Origin of the sequence: Shouchella xiaoxiensis (genome assembly GCF_016907895.1) — a bacterium.
Lineage (GTDB): Bacteria > Bacillota > Bacilli > Bacillales > Bacillaceae_D > Shouchella > Shouchella xiaoxiensis.
This window is the reverse complement of the sequence record NZ_JAFBCV010000003.1, coordinates 1-16,909: the sequence shown is the minus strand read 5'-3', so window position 1 is coordinate 16,909 and position 16,909 is coordinate 1. Positions and strand designations below refer to the sequence as shown.

At 39.9% G+C, this 16,909-nt stretch carries 14 protein-coding genes, 17 tRNA genes, 1 rRNA gene and 1 riboswitch; of the genes, 5 read left to right on the top strand and 27 right to left on the bottom strand.

Annotated features, from left to right (window positions below; translation table 11 throughout):
• Positions 1 to 9 precede the first annotated feature (9 nt).
• From JOC54_RS05465 to JOC54_RS05455, 3 genes are all read right to left on the bottom strand, one after another.
• The gene (locus tag JOC54_RS05465) at positions 10 to 1,518 is read right to left on the bottom strand and encodes an NCS2 family permease (RefSeq protein WP_204465011.1); all 1,509 of its coding nucleotides are present in this window, start codon (positions 1,516 to 1,518) and stop codon (positions 10 to 12) included.
• A gap of 15 nt (positions 1,519 to 1,533) precedes the next feature.
• Positions 1,534 to 2,130: a xanthine phosphoribosyltransferase gene (locus JOC54_RS05460; RefSeq protein WP_035418517.1), complete on the bottom strand. Its 597-nt coding sequence runs from the start codon at positions 2,128 to 2,130 to the stop codon at positions 1,534 to 1,536.
• A gap of 82 nt (positions 2,131 to 2,212) precedes the next feature.
• A riboswitch (purine riboswitch) is annotated at positions 2,213 to 2,314 on the bottom strand.
• A gap of 102 nt (positions 2,315 to 2,416) precedes the next feature.
• Positions 2,417 to 2,731, bottom strand: coding sequence for a hypothetical protein (locus JOC54_RS05455; RefSeq protein WP_054793520.1), 315 nt, complete (start codon positions 2,729 to 2,731; stop codon positions 2,417 to 2,419).
• A 168-nt stretch (positions 2,732 to 2,899) separates the two neighbouring features.
• Here JOC54_RS05455 and JOC54_RS05450 point away from each other — a divergent pair, with 168 nt between their 5' ends.
• Both JOC54_RS05450 and JOC54_RS05445 read left to right on the top strand, forming a co-directional pair.
• A complete protein-coding gene (locus JOC54_RS05450) occupies positions 2,900 to 3,817 on the top strand; it encodes a prenyltransferase (protein ID WP_094190059.1) in 918 nt (305 codons plus the stop codon).
• A gap of 17 nt (positions 3,818 to 3,834) precedes the next feature.
• Positions 3,835 to 4,566, top strand: a complete 732-nt coding sequence (locus tag JOC54_RS05445; protein ID WP_239586605.1) for a DUF6081 family protein — start codon at positions 3,835 to 3,837, stop codon at positions 4,564 to 4,566.
• 45 nt (positions 4,567 to 4,611) lie between these two features.
• On the opposite strand, the gene JOC54_RS05440 is transcribed toward JOC54_RS05445, so the two are convergent.
• Together JOC54_RS05440 and JOC54_RS05435 are read right to left on the bottom strand one after the other, a co-directional pair.
• Positions 4,612 to 5,532 (bottom strand): DUF6612 family protein, encoded by a 921-nt coding sequence (locus JOC54_RS05440; RefSeq protein ID WP_367617772.1) that lies wholly within the window; start codon positions 5,530 to 5,532, stop codon positions 4,612 to 4,614.
• Positions 5,533 to 5,634: 102 nt separating this feature from the next.
• Complete coding sequence (locus JOC54_RS05435) at positions 5,635 to 6,354, bottom strand: glycerophosphodiester phosphodiesterase (protein WP_204465006.1); 720 nt, start codon at positions 6,352 to 6,354, stop codon at positions 5,635 to 5,637.
• Positions 6,355 to 6,516: 162 nt separating this feature from the next.
• Here JOC54_RS05435 and JOC54_RS05430 point away from each other — a divergent pair, with 162 nt between their 5' ends.
• Positions 6,517 to 7,743 carry a metal ABC transporter solute-binding protein, Zn/Mn family gene (locus tag JOC54_RS05430; protein WP_204465004.1) on the top strand — a complete coding sequence of 409 codons (1,227 nt, stop codon included), beginning with the start codon at positions 6,517 to 6,519 and terminating at the stop codon, positions 7,741 to 7,743.
• 47 nt (positions 7,744 to 7,790) lie between these two features.
• On the opposite strand, the gene JOC54_RS05425 is transcribed toward JOC54_RS05430, so the two are convergent.
• Positions 7,791 to 8,741 carry a quinone oxidoreductase family protein gene (locus tag JOC54_RS05425; RefSeq protein WP_204465003.1) on the bottom strand — a complete coding sequence of 317 codons (951 nt, stop codon included), beginning with the start codon at positions 8,739 to 8,741 and terminating at the stop codon, positions 7,791 to 7,793.
• 243 nt (positions 8,742 to 8,984) lie between these two features.
• Between JOC54_RS05425 and JOC54_RS05420 the strand changes: the two genes are divergently transcribed.
• Positions 8,985 to 10,187, top strand: coding sequence for an MFS transporter (locus JOC54_RS05420; RefSeq protein ID WP_204465001.1), 1,203 nt, complete (start codon positions 8,985 to 8,987; stop codon positions 10,185 to 10,187).
• 173 nt (positions 10,188 to 10,360) lie between these two features.
• The gene (locus JOC54_RS05415) at positions 10,361 to 10,777 is read left to right on the top strand and encodes a GNAT family N-acetyltransferase (protein WP_275582685.1); all 417 of its coding nucleotides are present in this window, start codon (positions 10,361 to 10,363) and stop codon (positions 10,775 to 10,777) included.
• Positions 10,778 to 11,082: 305 nt separating this feature from the next.
• Here the strand turns inward: JOC54_RS05415 and JOC54_RS05410 are convergent, their stop codons facing one another.
• From JOC54_RS05410 to rrf, 21 genes are all read right to left on the bottom strand, one after another.
• Positions 11,083 to 11,565, bottom strand: a complete 483-nt coding sequence (locus tag JOC54_RS05410) for an LURP-one-related/scramblase family protein (RefSeq protein WP_204464997.1) — start codon at positions 11,563 to 11,565, stop codon at positions 11,083 to 11,085.
• Positions 11,566 to 11,681: 116 nt separating this feature from the next.
• Positions 11,682 to 12,221, bottom strand: a complete 540-nt coding sequence (locus JOC54_RS05405) for a DUF6241 domain-containing protein (RefSeq protein ID WP_204464996.1) — start codon at positions 12,219 to 12,221, stop codon at positions 11,682 to 11,684.
• A gap of 307 nt (positions 12,222 to 12,528) precedes the next feature.
• Positions 12,529 to 12,609 (bottom strand) — tRNA-Leu (locus JOC54_RS05400).
• A gap of 138 nt (positions 12,610 to 12,747) precedes the next feature.
• Positions 12,748 to 15,117 (bottom strand): peptidase G2 autoproteolytic cleavage domain-containing protein, encoded by a 2,370-nt coding sequence (locus JOC54_RS05395; RefSeq protein WP_204464995.1) that lies wholly within the window; start codon positions 15,115 to 15,117, stop codon positions 12,748 to 12,750.
• Positions 15,118 to 15,235: 118 nt separating this feature from the next.
• Positions 15,236 to 15,309: transfer RNA gene (locus tag JOC54_RS05390), tRNA-Arg, on the bottom strand.
• A gap of 23 nt (positions 15,310 to 15,332) precedes the next feature.
• A tRNA-Leu gene (locus JOC54_RS05385) sits at positions 15,333 to 15,421 on the bottom strand.
• 34 nt (positions 15,422 to 15,455) lie between these two features.
• Positions 15,456 to 15,529, bottom strand: a tRNA-Cys gene (locus JOC54_RS05380).
• A 15-nt stretch (positions 15,530 to 15,544) separates the two neighbouring features.
• A tRNA-Gly gene (locus JOC54_RS05375) sits at positions 15,545 to 15,616 on the bottom strand.
• Positions 15,617 to 15,622: 6 nt separating this feature from the next.
• Positions 15,623 to 15,697 (bottom strand) — tRNA-Gln (locus JOC54_RS05370).
• A 7-nt stretch (positions 15,698 to 15,704) separates the two neighbouring features.
• A tRNA-His gene (locus JOC54_RS05365) sits at positions 15,705 to 15,780 on the bottom strand.
• Between the two features lie 18 nt (positions 15,781 to 15,798).
• A tRNA-Trp gene (locus JOC54_RS05360) sits at positions 15,799 to 15,872 on the bottom strand.
• Positions 15,873 to 15,878: 6 nt separating this feature from the next.
• Positions 15,879 to 15,963: transfer RNA gene (locus JOC54_RS05355), tRNA-Tyr, on the bottom strand.
• Positions 15,964 to 16,026: 63 nt separating this feature from the next.
• Positions 16,027 to 16,102: transfer RNA gene (locus tag JOC54_RS05350), tRNA-Thr, on the bottom strand.
• A 13-nt stretch (positions 16,103 to 16,115) separates the two neighbouring features.
• A tRNA-Phe gene (locus tag JOC54_RS05345) sits at positions 16,116 to 16,191 on the bottom strand.
• A gap of 29 nt (positions 16,192 to 16,220) precedes the next feature.
• Positions 16,221 to 16,297, bottom strand: a tRNA-Asp gene (locus tag JOC54_RS05340).
• Between the two features lie 7 nt (positions 16,298 to 16,304).
• Positions 16,305 to 16,381: transfer RNA gene (locus JOC54_RS05335), tRNA-Met, on the bottom strand.
• Positions 16,382 to 16,420: 39 nt separating this feature from the next.
• Positions 16,421 to 16,496: transfer RNA gene (locus JOC54_RS05330), tRNA-Val, on the bottom strand.
• Positions 16,497 to 16,515: 19 nt separating this feature from the next.
• Positions 16,516 to 16,590 (bottom strand) — tRNA-Glu (locus tag JOC54_RS05325).
• A 39-nt stretch (positions 16,591 to 16,629) separates the two neighbouring features.
• Positions 16,630 to 16,723 (bottom strand) — tRNA-Ser (locus tag JOC54_RS05320).
• Between the two features lie 5 nt (positions 16,724 to 16,728).
• Positions 16,729 to 16,803, bottom strand: a tRNA-Asn gene (locus JOC54_RS05315).
• A gap of 12 nt (positions 16,804 to 16,815) precedes the next feature.
• Positions 16,816 to 16,909, bottom strand: a 5S ribosomal RNA gene (gene rrf, locus JOC54_RS05310); the annotation flags it as partial.

Here is a 16,909-nt window from a genome sequence, read left to right as displayed (position 1 = left end):
GGGATTTTTTTAAGCCGCTTTATGTGATTGAACAGGTTTTAGTCGTTTGCTTTTTCTTTGTTCACGGAATCCTGTATACACAAAGAACATCGCAATGACTAGATAACCGATTGTGTAATCAAACGCAGCGTTGATTGCAAGAGAAGGTGCGTGCATAAACCCAAAAAATGAAAGCATTGATCCAATAGCTGAAAAGATTGCCGCTTTATAAAAATCTTTATCAATAATAAACACAGTAATGGCGCCGATAATAATCGCTGTAAACATGGCTCCCTGTCCTAGTGGAACAATACCCTCAGAAATTCCTGAGACGACATCTGGTGCACCATTATTAAAACGTGTCATCATATAATTCGCAATATAAGGTAGCATCGCAAGGGCAATTGCTGGGTAGTAGCGCTTGTCATTGTTGGCAAATGTGCTTCCAATCATCGACATTCCCACGAAAACAAGAATAGGTGCAATTGCTGCCATTGGAATTAATGCAGAAAAAGCACCAATTAACCCTGTTACTGCAGCAAGTCCAAAAACAGCTGCATTTAAAACGCTATAGCCTCGCCCTGCTTCCATTTGCTTTGCCCCAACAGTCGCAATATAAACCGTTGTCGGGAACATCCCTCCGAAACAAGCTCCAAGCATTGCTCCAATGCCATCCACTGCTTGGCACTCACGAACATCGTATGAATCACCTGCAGCAGACATGGCATCAACATTATTCATCGTTTCAATTGCATTGTAAATCGTAATAGGAATTAGAATACCTAGTAAGCCAATTAACGCACCGAATAAATAAGTCATCCCTTCAAATGCAGCAAGCGTTGGTAAGAATGGATAAAAACCGACGTTTCCTAATGCCTCAGTAAAATCACTACTCGTTTGATAACCCAAAATAAAAGCAAGAATGACACCAATAATGATTGCAAACAAAGAAGATGGAATCTTAAAGGGCATGCCAACTTTAGCAACAAAACCAACTAGGATAATCGCAAGTGCAGCTAACCCAATAATTGGCACTTCAAAAACGGAGAATAGCATTTCACCAGCAACAAACGTAAATGCCACCCCAGCTAGTGCGCCGAGCAAGGCAGGACGAGGGGTATGTTTTCTTACCCAATTTCCAAAGAACGCTACTAGCGCCTCCACAAGCCCTGATAAAAAAGCAGCAGCAACAGCTATTTTCCAAGCCAATTCATGATCATTTGTAAGGGCAAGCGCGGGTGCTGTTACACCAAAAAGAAAAACAAACATAACAGGAGTAGAAACCCCGTATGATAAAGCCGTCACGTCTGCTCGGTTTTCCTTAATAGCTAGACGCTTCGCCATATGAGCATAATATAAATTTCCTACGATTACAGCAACAGCAACACCTGGAATAATTCTTCCGAACACAAGATCGGTTGAGAAACCCATTGCAAGTAATGTTACGGTAATAACAACGAAGTTAGCTAAGTTGTTCTGAAATAAAGCGAAAAACGCATCAATATCTTGTTTTTTAAATAATGGATAGGCTACGTTCATTCCTTATCTTCACCTCTATTTGTTATTGGTAACGACTTCATCTAGAAATTCAACGGTTTCATTTTCAAGCGAGGCAATTCGAGCAAGTGACTCAACTCGTATTCCCGCTTGCTCAAGTTTAGCACGTCCATCTTGAAACGATTTTTCAATGACAATTCCAATCCCTACTACGGTTGCGCCAGCTTGTTCAACTATTTTTGCTAAACCAGAGGCTGCTTCACCATTAGCTAAAAAATCATCAACTAACAACACGCGATCACCTTGCTGGATCAAATCTTTAGAAACTGTAACCTCTGAGTATTCTTTCTTAGTAAAAGAATAAACTTTGCTGGAATAAACATTATCTTGATTCATCGTGACTGATTTTTTCTTGCGAGCAAATATCAATGGCACTTCAAGAACATGGGCACACATAAAGCTTGGTGCAATTCCAGAAGACTCAATTGTTATCACTTTCGTAACCTGCTGATCTTGAAACAAACGTGCAAATTCTTCACCTATTTGCGACATCAAGGTTGTATCAACTTGATGATTTAAGAACTGATCGACTTTTAGCACACCAGAAGAAAGTACGGTACCCTTCTCACGAATTGCCTGTTTTAATACGTTCATTTTAATTCCTCCTAAATATAAAAAACCGAAGGATAATCGGTTAACCCGAGTGATCCTTCGGTTTTACTTTAAATTTAAAAGTAACCAAATAAAGATCACCCGTAGTCAGACCGTTATCGGCAGTCTGGTAGAGACTCGCGGACCATATTTCCGCTATTATACGAGTAATTCCTATTATTCGTTTATTTGCTAATGGATTCATTATAAATAAAGTTATCCTAAATAGAAAGGTTTTTTATAAAGATTAAGTTTTTAAACAAATTAAAAACCGATGCTAGGCATCGGTTCAGGGTTTTTCCCATTTAATAGATGTAGGTTTCAGGCATCTTCTGCATTCAAAATCAACCGTTAATGTATGAATTGTGGCTTTTGACTGACAGCTAGGGCAGGTTACTGTTTGAACGCGCAATAACGAAATTCCTAAACTAATAATCGCAACCATTAAGATCATAAATGCTTGAACCATACTACCTTGTTGCGTCGCTGCAAGCATAATTCCAAACACAACCCCTGATAGCCCAATTAAAGCCATAATTCCTTTTCCGATTAACAACGAAAAAGGAAGTTTTTTCTTAATGATAACAACATCTTGATGTTCCATTATAATCCTTCTTTCTATGAATTCGATTCCAGTTCTTTCTATTACTAAGCATATCATATGAGTAACATTTTCCAAACCCTTATTCTTAATAGCGATTGATTGAGAAATATCGATTATCAGTGTATAGTCGATTAGGGACGTTTTTTGTACATAGGAGGTGAACAATAATTGAGTAAAGTCTCATTTTGGCTAAAAGCAGCACGTGCTCAAGTTCTTCCCGTCATGATTCTGCCAGTAGTACTAGGAGGAGCAGCCGCATTTTCTTGGGAAAATACTTTTCATGTTGGTTTATTTTTATTAACTTTAATTGGCGCAGCAAGCGCTCATTTATTTTCTAATATGGTTAATGATTTATGGGATTTCAGGAACGGTGTTGATCAAAAAGCAAATAGCTCTGATGAAGCAATCTCTACGAATTCTGGCTTACTACCAAATGGTAGGGTTTCTGAGAAACAGTTCGCAAGAGTGACTTGGATATTCTTAGGAATTGCTGTTTTATCAGGGATTACACTTGCCATTTTAACTGGAATTACCTTACTTTTATTTGTTCTTGTGGGTGGCTTGATCGCCTATTTCTATGTCGCACCACCGCTTAAGTTTGGCTATCGCGGGAAAGGATATAGTGAACTTGCTATCTTTTTAGCATTTGGCGTGCTTCCTGTGATGGGGACTTATTTTGTTTTAACAAGCACGATTTCGCTACATGCGTTCCTCATTTCAATTCCAATCGGACTACTAACCACATTAATCTTGTTTAATCATCATTTTCTCCATTGGAAAGCTGATAAAGAAGCTGGTAAAAAAACGCTTGTTGTTTTATGGGGTGAAAACGGCGGTCTGCGCTTCTCGAAAAGCCTGGCTCTCGTTGCATATATATCCGTTCCTATATTATCCATTGTAGGTGCTCTGCCTTGGTATGCTAACCTAGCAATCCTAACCGCCATTCCATTGTTTTACGTGTATCAATCACTTGGAATAACAAATAAAGCAGCTGACTACGGTCGCTTAATGGGTGCATCTCTTAGGGCGACGATTCGAACTGGACTAGTTCTAGTTTTTAGTTTATTACTTGTAGGATTATTGTAAAAGGAGATGTCATTACGATGAAAAAAACACTTGGAAATTTTGATTCTATTATCTCAAGTACAGATACGTGGAAAATTGGAGGCTTTCCGTTACAAGATGGTTCATTTTGGAGCTACCGCGAACCAAATGCTGTTGTTATTGTTCGTAACGGCTTCTTGTATGTACGGGCACCTCTTTCCAATCAACATGATTCTGTCCAAATTTTAGACAACGCTAAGCATATGTACTACTCTGCAGAGCCCGTGGAAGTTCCTGAAGAGGGTGAGCTTGAGGTTGAGTTGCAGATTCGGGCGCGTACAAAAGATACGGTTCCTGGAGACCTTTATGATGGGTACGTATCATTAAATTTACTTGATTTTACAACGGGTGCTGCACTGGACTTTTTTGCAAACGATGATCAATATGCGTCCGTATATGGGATCTTACCATTCCCAGGTGTAACGGTTCCGGACACAGGTCAAACAAAATATTTCTGTTTGTTTAAAGAAGCAACCGAGCATTTCAAGCCACGTGAATTTAACACGTATAAGATTACGTATTGTCGCGCAAATGATGAAGCTGTGTTTTTTGTGAATGGACATGAAGTGAGACGAGAAAAGAATATACCAATTAAATTAAATCAGTTTACCGTTGCACTTGGAATTATGACCGAAAAGGATTTAACTCCTGAAGGTAGTGTCTCTGTTCACGGCCAAACCGTCATAGCTGAATATTCACCAGTTTCAATTGTCACTTCAGAAGATGAATAGAAAAAACCACCAAACGTTTGATCGTTTGGTGGTTTTTTATTTAACTTACAGGTCACTCTCTTCTTCCTCTTCCATTTCAAAGCCGCCCATTGATTCTTCAATATTTACTGCATTATCAATCGCTTCTTGTGGTACATCGATTTCGTCAATTTCATCATACATTGAGAAAGTTCCATCAACATTCATGCTAACTGTCACCATCTCGCCCTCTTCTTCAATCATCATGTCTACCGTCATTGTAACGGCTTCTTGTAAGAATGTGTCTTGATTGATCGTAAGCGTATAACTCATATTTTCAATGTCTAGGCTTTCCATCATCATTTCCATATCTTGTCCTGACATCATCATATCGTCTTGACCCATTTCCATGAATGACTGAATTAATTCTTGATAGCTTGCTTCATCTCCCTCGAGCGTAAGTACATAGGAATCGCCATCTTCAGTCATCGTAACTTGATCACTGCTATCGAGAAGCAGATCAATCTGTTCCTGTGTATCCATTTGATAATCTTCAGCCATTGCCAATTCATCGCTCATATCCATCTTTAACCATTCGCCACCCATTGGGTTTTGCATATACATAATACCGTCTTGGATATATTGTTCCATACCGATAGTCATACCCATTTCTGAAGCTGTCATCGACAAATCCATATAGAGGGCTAATGGTTCTGTGATACTGTCGGCTGTGACATCAAAAGCAAAATCCATTTGTTCTTCTGATTCTCCGTCAGTAAAAGCCATATTATAAGCCATCGCTAATTCAGTCCGATAACTATTTATATCGCTCATTGCCTCCGTTGTATTTGTGAGAACTTCCTCCACAGTTAATTGTTCACTCGTTTCAGTTGCTTCTTCTCCAGTTGATGAATCTCCGTTAGCATCATCTGCATCTCCATTTGTTTCTCCACTTCCGCATGCAACAAGCATTAAGGCACTTGCAGGCGCAACAGCTAACCATGACATTTTTTTCAAACTAAAAACCTCCTGCGATTTATGTGTATACGTTTCTCTACCCTTGCCTTCTCTTCTTTAAACGATTTTCTAATAAGAAACCATACACTTCCATCACATTTTATATGTAGAATCCCTTTTTTTATAAAGACTGCGAAACAGCGCTAGATCTTTCACAGTACTGCGTACAGAAGGGTAACGAAGAACGCGCTTCATCTGTCTTTTCTTCTCCATATTGTAAACAACTAGCTGTAGCTGATGATGTTTTACTAGCTTTACTAGCTTTTTTGAAAAATAAATATAGTTCATTGACAAAGATTTAATGTCGTTTTTCTTCATCCGCTTAAATAATGCTGGAGTAGGCCGCCTCTTGATGTAGCCAAGCTCGATCGACTTTGATAATCCTCTTAATCGATCAATTGAATTATGATTAAATGAGATTACATAAACACTTTCCATAACGCCGCTAGTCAAGATTACATTAAGAACATGTTTTTCTATATCCGGATAGCGATCATTTTCATTTTTCAATTCAATGGCAAATCGAACGCTCCCTTTAAAATGGGTTAAAACTTCATTAAGTGTCGGGATTTTTTCTTCGTTTAGGACAATGAGCTCTTTCAACTCAGCTACTGTATATTGGCTTACTTCTCCAATACCATTCGTTACTCGATCAACGGTAGCATCATGAATAACCACTGGTACCTTATCTGCACTTAAGTGGACATCAAGCTCAATTGTCTCAAACTCCATCTCAATCGCTCCTGCAAATGCTGCGAGCGTATTTTCCGGATACTTACTCGCATAGCCTCGATGTGCAATGGCTTTAATCATGTCACTCCCCCTTTGCTTCACTTCTTTGCTGTTTGAACTGTTTAAACACCGTACCATATTTTTAAAATCAGTTCCTAGCAAACCACTTCACAAATAAGAATGGTTACGATATAATCAATTCTGCACTCATGCAAATTTAACTTTTATTTCAAGGAGCTTATAATGAAATTTCCTTCTATTGTAATAGCTGTGTTTGCTACTGTTGGCTTTCTTAGCGCATGTTCAAATACGAATGAAGAGCCACAAAACATGGATGAACAAATAACGATAAAAACTTCCATCTTTCCTTATGAAGACTGGGCTAAGAAAATTGGTGGAGACTATGTTGATGTTGAGAATATTGTTCCTATTGGTGCGGATGCACACACATACGAACCAACTCCTCAGGAAATGATTAAGGTCGCAGAGTCTGATGTCTTTATCTACAACGGTGCTGAGCTAGAACAATTTGCCGAAAGCATCGTTGCGGCTATAGACAACCATGATGTAACAACGTTAGAAGCTACATCACAAACACATCTAATTGGCGGCACTCATTCACACGAAGAACATGGGGATCAAGAAAGTTCTACCGATGAGGGGTACGATGTTACCATTCAGGGAATTGAAGATCATTATCATACTGGAGACTCTGTTCAATTAACTGTCCAAGAATCTGGTGAATGGTTCTGGTATATAAATGACCCAGCTACTGAAGCAGACTGGATTCGAGTTAACAATGAACCAACTACTACCTTGAATAAGGAAGCCTCAACAGAGACTCAACAACTAAAAGCTGTACAGTATAATGATGAAGGCGAAGTTGAGCGTACAAGTAATAGTGTAACGATTCTTATCGATGACCATGAGGGTCATAATCACGGAGACGAAGACCCTCATGTATGGTTAGATCCGCTCCGGTCAATCGAAACCGCTTCCTCTATTCGCGATTTACTTGTTGATTTAATGCCTGAACAAGCAGACCATTTTAACGATAATTTCATGGAGTTAGAGGAACAATTTCATCAACTCGATGAAGACTTCCGAACCGTAGCAGAAACGGCTGACTATGACACATTTATTGTGTCTCATGCTGGCTATGGATACTGGGAGAATCAATATGGAATTAAGCAAATTGGAATTGCTGGTATTTCTCCTACGAGTGAGCCATCTCAAACGGAATTGATTCAAACGGTTGAACTAGCTTCTTCATTAGGATTACAATACGTTCTCTTTGAGCCGAATATAACACCAAACGTTGCCCAAGTCGTTCAAGATCACCTAAATGCCGACGCTCTAACCATTCATCCGCTAGAAGCACTCACAGCAGAAGATCAAGCCAATGAAGCAGACTATTTCTCTCTAATGTACGATAATATTGAAACGCTAGAAACCGCATTAAATGACTAAGTAAGAAGCCTCCCTAATAGGGAGGCTTCAATATGTATATGGGAAGGTTATGCTTGATCGACTTTTAATAAGATCTTCCCACTATGCTTCCTGCTTTTGAAATAAGTATAGGCTTCAATTGCCTCTGATAACGGAAATATGCGATCAATATGCGCTTGAACATGACCTGCGTTAAGAACGGGTATGACTTGAGAGGCAACTTGCTGCACATAACTAGGTCTTTCTTTTCTCGTTGTACCAAAACTAAAACCTACTACCGTGCGACAGCTCTTATGCACATCAGAAGTAGATAAACTAGCTGGTTTTCCACTTGAATTTCCGAACTGAATGAGTTTACCAAAATTAGCTAGAGCTCTCATGCTTTCAAGCGTCACATCACCTGCAATACTATCCAACACAATATCAGCACCTTTACCGCCAGTCAGTTTCATCACCTCATCAGCGAAAGACTCATAGGTAAACACATAATCAGCCCCAGCATTTACAGCCCGATCTGCTTTGGCAAGCGACCCTACCGTCCCCACGATTGTTTTAGCGCCCGCACGTTTTGCAAATTGGATTGCTGTGCTACCTACCCCACCAGATGCCGAATGAATGATGACTGTATGATTCCCCGTTAACTGGGCAACGTCGTTAATTAACATGTATGATAAAAACGAAACAATCGGACTAGCTCCAGCCTGTTCCCACGAAACGCTGTCAGCAATTTTATAGACCAACTGTTGCTTTGCTGTCGCGTACTCAGCGTGACCATTTGAATTGGGAAAAGCAATTACACGGTCTCCTCGCTCAAATCCTACTACATCGTTTCCTACTTCTTCAATTGTTCCTGCGACATCTAATCCAAATGATGATGTTCCAGCATACCATTGTTTTAAATCAGCATAATTCAAGCTAGTCATTTCAATTTTAATGCATACTTCATTAGCCTTAGGTTGTGGTACTGCCTGGCTAACGACCTGTAAGTTTCCAAGTGCATCATATCCTATGCCTCTCATTGGACCACCTCCTTCTAGTAACAGTATAACGAAAGATGATTAAAAAGGAACGAACCGATTTATAATCAACAACGATTCGTTAAACTGATCAAGGCGCATTCACGTGCAATGACATAGCGAAACATTCAGACTTATGCTACAGTTATAGGGCATAATCTTTTAACCCTACAAGAAAGGAGTTTCAAATATATGTAAAAACATTTCTTCTCAATCTGTATCTAAAACTGAGAAGGAGTTGTTTTTATGTCCAATTTTGCACGCCTCGTAACAAGTCAAGCCTTTACAATTGCTGGTCGAGTTCTCACGATTGTCTGCTTGATGCACATTATATTTATAATAAGTAAATCACCTTTTTTAATGAGTCTAGTACCAGTTGTAATTACTTTTTCACGCTTTGCATCAAGCTTACTAGTACCGCTTCTTTATGAGCGCTTTACGTTAACAATGATCCTATATAAAGCGCAGATCATTAAAACACTTCTTTTTGCATGTTTAATCATATTTACCTTTTTTAATTTCTTAACACTTGTATTTGTTTTAATTAGTTTAATCTCTTTTTTAGATGGTTGCACAGATCCCACCAGTGACTCGCTCATTCCCCGTATCGTTAATAAGACAGAGCTAGTCAAAGCAAATAGTACAGCTACTGCTTTCTATCAAACTATTGAACTAAGCTGCTGGGCACTAGGGGGGATGGCACTTGTTCTCGTTGGTGTTGAAGCACTATTACTAATTGTGTTCATTCTGAATGCCTTCTCTGCTCTTTTCTTTAAGTTTTTGTTTCATTCAGTAAAAACAGAAAAAATGAAGAGTGAAGGTAAAGTAACTGTTTATAATCAATTGTTACATGGTTGGAGAATCATTAAAAAAACACCTTGGTTACTTGCAGTAGCAATTATTACTTTTATTGAAGCAGCAGTAGGTGTAGTCTGGATTGCGGCCATACTTTATCTCTATGTTGAAGAAATACTTAATGTATCTCAGAGTTGGTGGGGCTGGATAAACACTGCTTTTTTCGTTGGCTTGCTTCTCACGGGTCTACTTGTTTACCGATTGGCAAATTGGTTTCAGCAACAACTAACTGTAACGGTTTTTATCGGCTTTTGTGGCTCGATGATTGCCCTTGCTGTTTTTGCTGGCCAGAGCTCACCATTTTTTGCCTTAATCATTTCTCTATTTGTAGGTATCTTCACACAGTTACGATCAATTGGACTAGAAACAATTCTACAGCAGCATATTTCAGCAAATCACCTTCCATATGTTTACGCAGCAGTTGGGTCCATTGGGACAATTGCTTTTGGACTAGGCTCCTTAACAGTTGGTTTAGTGGCCGAATGGCTTGGAATTCGATTTGTTTATTTAATTGGTTCGATTTTGTTAATCCCTTGTATAGTAATTTGGTTTTTCTTCGTTCATATGAACAAATCGCTAAAAAGTTCCAATTAAAAACCAAAGCCGACCTTCAAAAAAGGTCGGTTTTTAGATCAACTCAAAAGGATGTGCCTTGTGACATTCCCCATTTTAGAAACAAAAAGACTGATTTTAAAAAAAGTTAGTAATGAAGATACTCTAGCACTATACTCCATTTTAAGCCAAAAAGAAGTGACACATTTCTATGGATGCTGCCTCTTAAAAGTGTCAAGCAAGCATCTCAGGTAATTGAGTCAATGAACAGGTCTTATAACGAAAAACGCGGTATACGCTGGGGCATTCATTTTAAAGACAAAGAGCAACTCATTGGGACCATCGGGCTAAATTTATTGTCGTATCCAAACCGTAAAACAGAAATTGGCTACGAACTTCATCCAGAACATTGGCGCAAAGGTATAATCACAGAAGCTGCCAATGCGGTCATTTCTTATTGCTTTGATGAACTTCAACTGTTGCGTATAGGAGCCGTTACATATGAGAATAATAAAGCGTCGCAATCGCTATTAACAAATCTTGGTTTTCAGTTCGAAGGCAAACTAGCGAACTACTTTTATGTAGGAGAAACATCTGCAAATGCTCATTTATATGCAAAAATAAAAAAATAACCGAGGCCAAGTAAAGGCTTCGGCTTTATTTATCAATAGAAATAAAACACCCTTGAACCTGTCGAAAGAATAGTACCGAAAATAATCACACTCATTACTAGCTCTGCGACGGTAAACCAAGTCCAGCTTCTCATCAGAAACGGCTGTCTTTTTTTCCCTTCATGGAAATCGTTGTTCTTATAATTGCTACTGCCGTACCGAAAACTGGAAATGAAAACATAATAGATACAATACCCAGACTAAAACTAGTGATAGCTTTGCTATAATTCGGATTCATGGTACATCTCCTTTACAGAGAGAAGCGGCTAATGCGCTTGATTCCGTTGCTGGTGGTGAACCATGTCTAGAACAATCATTAAAGCAATGCCTATCGTTTCATGGTTTTTATCTGGGATTGTTAAATGATAGGTATCCCCCCAGTTTAACCACTTCTTCTCCACAGACATAATCTCTTTGGTGCCATCCAAAACTTTGTATTGATGATCAAATAAGCTACCCTCAATTGTCCAATTCATGGGCTGAATTTCATACTTCGCTCGAAAAAAAGTCATCTTCTTTACAACATGACATAACTCTTTTTCTTCATTTGAAATCGTGTAGCGTGGCATAAACGACATGACTTTTTGTTTAATTTGAAGAACTGCATCACCAGTCGTTTTTGAAATGGCCAACTGATTTCCAACAGAAAAGAATTTTCCATTCACTTTATAAACAGCATCTTGATTGTGATCAAAAACAGTAAATTGATCATTAAACGAGAAAACACGTTGTTTCACATAGAAGTCCACTGTTATCCCCCTTTATCGTTTTAAGATTATATCATTATATGTAAATTATTTACAATAGTATTTCTTCGTTTTAATACGTGAATGCTCAGAATGTTAAGGAAGTAATTTAAGATTATTTAATTAAAGTTCTCGCTATTATACTTTTTAATTTCATCAGACGTTAATAATCTTGTTGCTTTTCCCACCGTTCCATTCCACAGTCCCCAAATAAAGTTGTGATCATCAACAGCATTTGAAAAATCACCATTATTCCATCCCATAAGTATTGTTATGTATCGATTCCCATGCGTATATGTGTCCTTATTAAATTCAGCAACATAAAGCAAACGTTCTACGCGATCTTCTGTTAATTCAATTTTCCCCCATTTCTGATTCGCTTGTACTAAACCATGGGACATATAATGGATAGCTTCTTGCATGTCATACTCACTCATTGTATCTGGAAACAATTCATCTAGATCCTCATTGTTTGTTACTTTTAAGACCACTTCCACTTCTTCAGGCTTACCATTTGTTGGCTCTCCATCAACCTCTTCTTGGTTTAGATCCTCAACGCTTGTCTCTAAACCACTTTGCGCTAGTTTAAAGCCTCCGTATGCAATAAGAACTGCTACAGTCAAGCCAACTGAAATTTGTACAAATCGTTTAAGCTTCATTTGGTTTTATTCCTTTCTAAGAAAATTGCTAATTAGACAAGACCTGAAGCCCTTCTTAGCTGACTTCCCTCGTACCCCATAACATCAGACGAAACAGAAAAATTTAAGGAGTCTCTAATACCTACATAAATTCTTCCATTCATTTATGTACTCCAACAAGATAATCATATCGAACACAGAACTATATTTCAATTTATTATTAATAAAGAGAAAATTTATTCGTCTTCATTTTACCTATACGATGCAAAAGCTTGCTTCATAACAAACAAAAAACGATTTCCTAATTGTTAGGAAATCGTTTTTTAAATACCGGTGGCCGGGGTCGAACCGGCACTCCAGAGGAACACGATTTTGAGTCGTGCGCGTCTGCCAATTCCGCCACACCGGCATATGTAGTTGCTGATAATCACCAACTGACAAGAAATATCATATCACGTAGTATTAACACCGTCAATAGGTTTTCCTGAAATAGCTCATTAAATAAAAAAACAAGAAGCTCACCAGCTTCCTGTCTTTCGTTATACTTTTATTTAATAAAACAAAGTGCAACACCATATCCCTCTGTTTCATTATATGCTTTTGTAATTCGCATTGCTTTTAAATTTCCGCTTTCAGTAGCTGGTTGGCCAATACCTGATTTAGCGCATAACCAATCGCCAGCCTGTACATCTTCATTTATTCGTACAAACACTTGTCCCGTTACCCCTACGACATTCCACTCTGAACGCTCAGTGCGTGCTTTATATTCATAGCTTGAGTCATATTTAGGATTTTCTAATGGCAGATCCATTATTTCTTCTGAATACGTAGTGAGCGTATTGCCGTCTTCATCAATATCATAAGTCCGTACAACCTGTGGTTCGTAAACGAGCCCACCAAATTCATTTGCTAAGAATCTCCCTTGCCAGTGATAACTAGCCGTTCCTAACACAATCGAAGCGGTCTCAGAAATAGCTCCAAGAATCTCTTCACCTGGTTGCGCTAATCGTATTTTATCTTTATCAAGAGTAACTAACATACCTGATTGAATCGATTCCCCATCAATGCTTTCAAAGTACTCAGCATAGTCCGAGAAGCGGCTTCCACCTGTGAACTGCCCAACCGCTGTAACATCTCCGGTACGACTATTAAGCTCCCATTTTCGATTTGCGCTGCTTTCATTTCCAGAAGCTCCATATCCACCCACAACAGAGTAACTTTGTGGATTGACCGTTAAATTGCTTGCTAATACCATTGAACCAAAACCACCACTTGGTACACCCGCTGAAGAACCACTTGAGCTAAAAATGCTGCTACGTGGTCCCCTTGCTCTAGAGTTTCCTGCACTGCCTAAAATAACGGCACCTTCTCCTTCAGCATGAGAATTTGATGAGGCACCAACTATCGTCTTTGAACCTGATGCGGTCGGTGAGGATGTGCTTGCTAGTATAATAGATTGTTCATGGGTCGGCTCACCCGTACTTGAAGAAATGCGTGCACCACCCTTAAGAACATGAATGGGCTCCACATAATTAACACCAGCACTCCTTACTGCATACCGATAACCTGTAGTAGATATCCCACTAAGGTGAACTGAATTCGTTGCGGTCTCAACAGCATTGTTCCCTTCACCTTTTGAATTAATGGCATTGACGTTTGTTATTGATACTTTTCCGTGCCCACTTCCAATGAAGATACCATTATTCACACCTGCATCATGAATATTAATATTGCTTAAAGCGATTTGATCTCCTCTATTACTTCCACCAAAAATAGTAATTGCATCACTCGCATTTTTAAATTGACTAATATTAAAGCCACTTAAAGACACGTTCTTTGCCTTATACTGAACAGCAACTACTGGCGTGTTGCCAAAATCATAGTCCATATCTCCGATTGCCGTAAAATTAGTTATACTTACATTCGTATAAGCACTTATTACTAACGCGCGAGGATCTGTGTTATTCTGAAAACCTTTCTTGTTATTTGGGTGCAAGGAAACTAAATTTGTTGCCGTTAAATGAAACGCTGTTGTAGAATCAGGATCCTCTGCTGTGTGATGACCAATATGGCGGAAATTATAGCTTCTAGTATCTTCTTGTGAAATATGCCCCATGATATGGACATTAGTAGCAGCACTTGAGTTTGCATGTGCTTTTATCTCAATACCACCATAACATCCTTTGGAATAGTTATTCGTTAACATCACGTGGCGACTGCCATCATCGATCTCAATCGCGTTGCAATTTCCTCTGTTATTAGGATCAAACGCATAACAGTTTGAGATTGTAATAAACTCACTATGATGTGTTGTAAAGCCATCGTCAATCCAATCTGTTGCTTTACATGAATCAATCCACACATATTGAGATGGACCTGTGTCAACCGTTCCGTCGCCTTCATAATGGTAATCAAGCCCTGTTGAAGTCACATCAAACCCATGAAGAGAGCTGTTGTACGCAAACACGTTGCTAACCCAGCCGTATTTTACTCCATGAAACGTTAAGCAGCTAGAGCGACTCCCCCCAGCTGGCTCAGATCCTCTTCTTCGATTGCCGTCCAAGCTTAAGTTTCGGACCGTAATATATTCAGCTCCATTCTCTTTGTCCTTTACCGAAACGGTCCACTCATGATCAGGTGCTTGATTAGGAGTTTGAATTGTTGTTAATTCCATTCCTTGACCTTCTAATACTGTGCGACTAGGTAATTTAACTGTTGCATAATATCGCTTAGGTCCTAAGATAAGCTTCACATTCCCTGTCCCTAGCGCTTGCTCAAAGTAAGCTGTTTGATCAGATTCTTCCTCGCCTTCGGGGATAAAATCATCAATATAAACGATACGGGCACTTTCAATTTGTTGAAGCATTTCCACCTTTTTTAGAAATTCTGGTTCATTCCCTAATTCTTGCTGAGTCATACTCATCCACTCTCCTTATATAAATTACCTGCAGCTATTTAATGCAGTTAATAGAATAAAGAGAAATAAAATAAGATAAAACAAAAAAACTAGCTATTAAATAGCTAGTTTTTTAATACGCGCCCGAGAGGAGTCGAACCTCTAACCGCTTGATTCGTAGTCAAGTACTCTATCCAATTGAGCTACGGGCGCTTAATATGAAATGGTTAAAAATATGGTGCCGAGGGCCGGACTTGAACCGGCACGGTAGTCACCTACCGCAGGATTTTAAGTCCTGTGTGTCTGCCAATTCCACCACCCCGGCATAGATAAGGACCATTTCAAACTATTAAATTAAATGGAGGCGGCAACCGGATTTGAACCGGTGATAAGGGTTTTGCAGACCCGTGCCTTACCACTTGGCTATGCCGCCTTGTTAAAAACAGAGAGCGGAAGACGAGATTCGAACTCGCGACCCCCACCTTGGCAAGGTGGTGTTCTACCACTGAACTACTTCCGCATAAATTGGCTGGGCTACCTGGGATCGAACCAGGGAATGACGGAATCAAAATCCGTTGCCTTACCGCTTGGCTATAGCCCAACAAAAATGGGGCGGCTGATGGGAATTGAACCCACGAATGCCGGAATCACAATCCGGTGCGTTAACCACTTCGCCACAACCGCCACAATACATTATAAAATTGGCAGGGGTAGTAGGAATCGAACCCACATCAAAGGTTTTGGAGACCTTCGTTTTACCATTAAACTATACCCCTAAAAGATGGTGGAGGGGGACGGATTCGAACCGCCGAACCCGGAGGGAGCGGATTTACAGTCCGCCGCGTTTAGCCACTTCGCTACCCCTCCACTTGAAAAGACAATACTTATCATATACAAAATCATTAATATTGTCAATGATTTTTTAATAAGTGGTGCCGACCAGAGGACTTGAACCCCCAACCTACTGATTACAAGTCAGTTGCTCTACCAATTGAGCTAGATCGGCAAATCAATAAAGATGGTGGCTCAGGACGGAATCGAACCGCCGACACACGGATTTTCAGTCCGTTGCTCTACCAACTGAGCTACTGAGCCATAAACATATGTATGGCTTTTTTGAAAAATGGCGGTCCGGACGGGACTCGAACCCGCGACCTCCTGCGTGACAGGCAGGCATTCTAACCAACTGAACTACCGGACCATTTTTTTGGTTGCGGGGGGCGGATTTGAACCACCGACCTTCGGGTTATGAGCCCGACGAGCTACCAGACTGCTCCACCCCGCGACGTAAACTATTGGAACTATAGAATTGAGAAGTTATTTATGGTGGAGGATGACGGGATCGAACCGCCGACCCCCTGCTTGTAAGGCAGGTGCTCTCCCAGCTGAGCTAATCCTCCAGATCATTTTATGTATAAATGGTGACCCGTACGGGATTCGAACCCGTGATACCGCCGTGAAAGGGCGGTGTCTTAACCACTTGACCAACGGGCCTTTTTTATGTAAATAGAGCAATTATATTTTAAATTAATCTGGCGGAGAGCGAGGGATTCGAACCCTCGAGACGGTTTTACACCGCCTACACGATTTCCAATCGTGCTCCTTCGGCCAGCTCGGACAGCTCTCCACTATTGGCTCCACAGGCAGGATTCGAACCTGCGACCGATCGGTTAACAGCCGATAGCTCTACCACTGAGCTACTGTGGATCAAAAGAATTTGCCCGGCAACGTTCTACTCTCACAGGGGGAAGCCCCCAACTACCATCGACGCAAAAGAGCTTAACGGCCGTGTTCGGCATGGGAACGGGTGTGA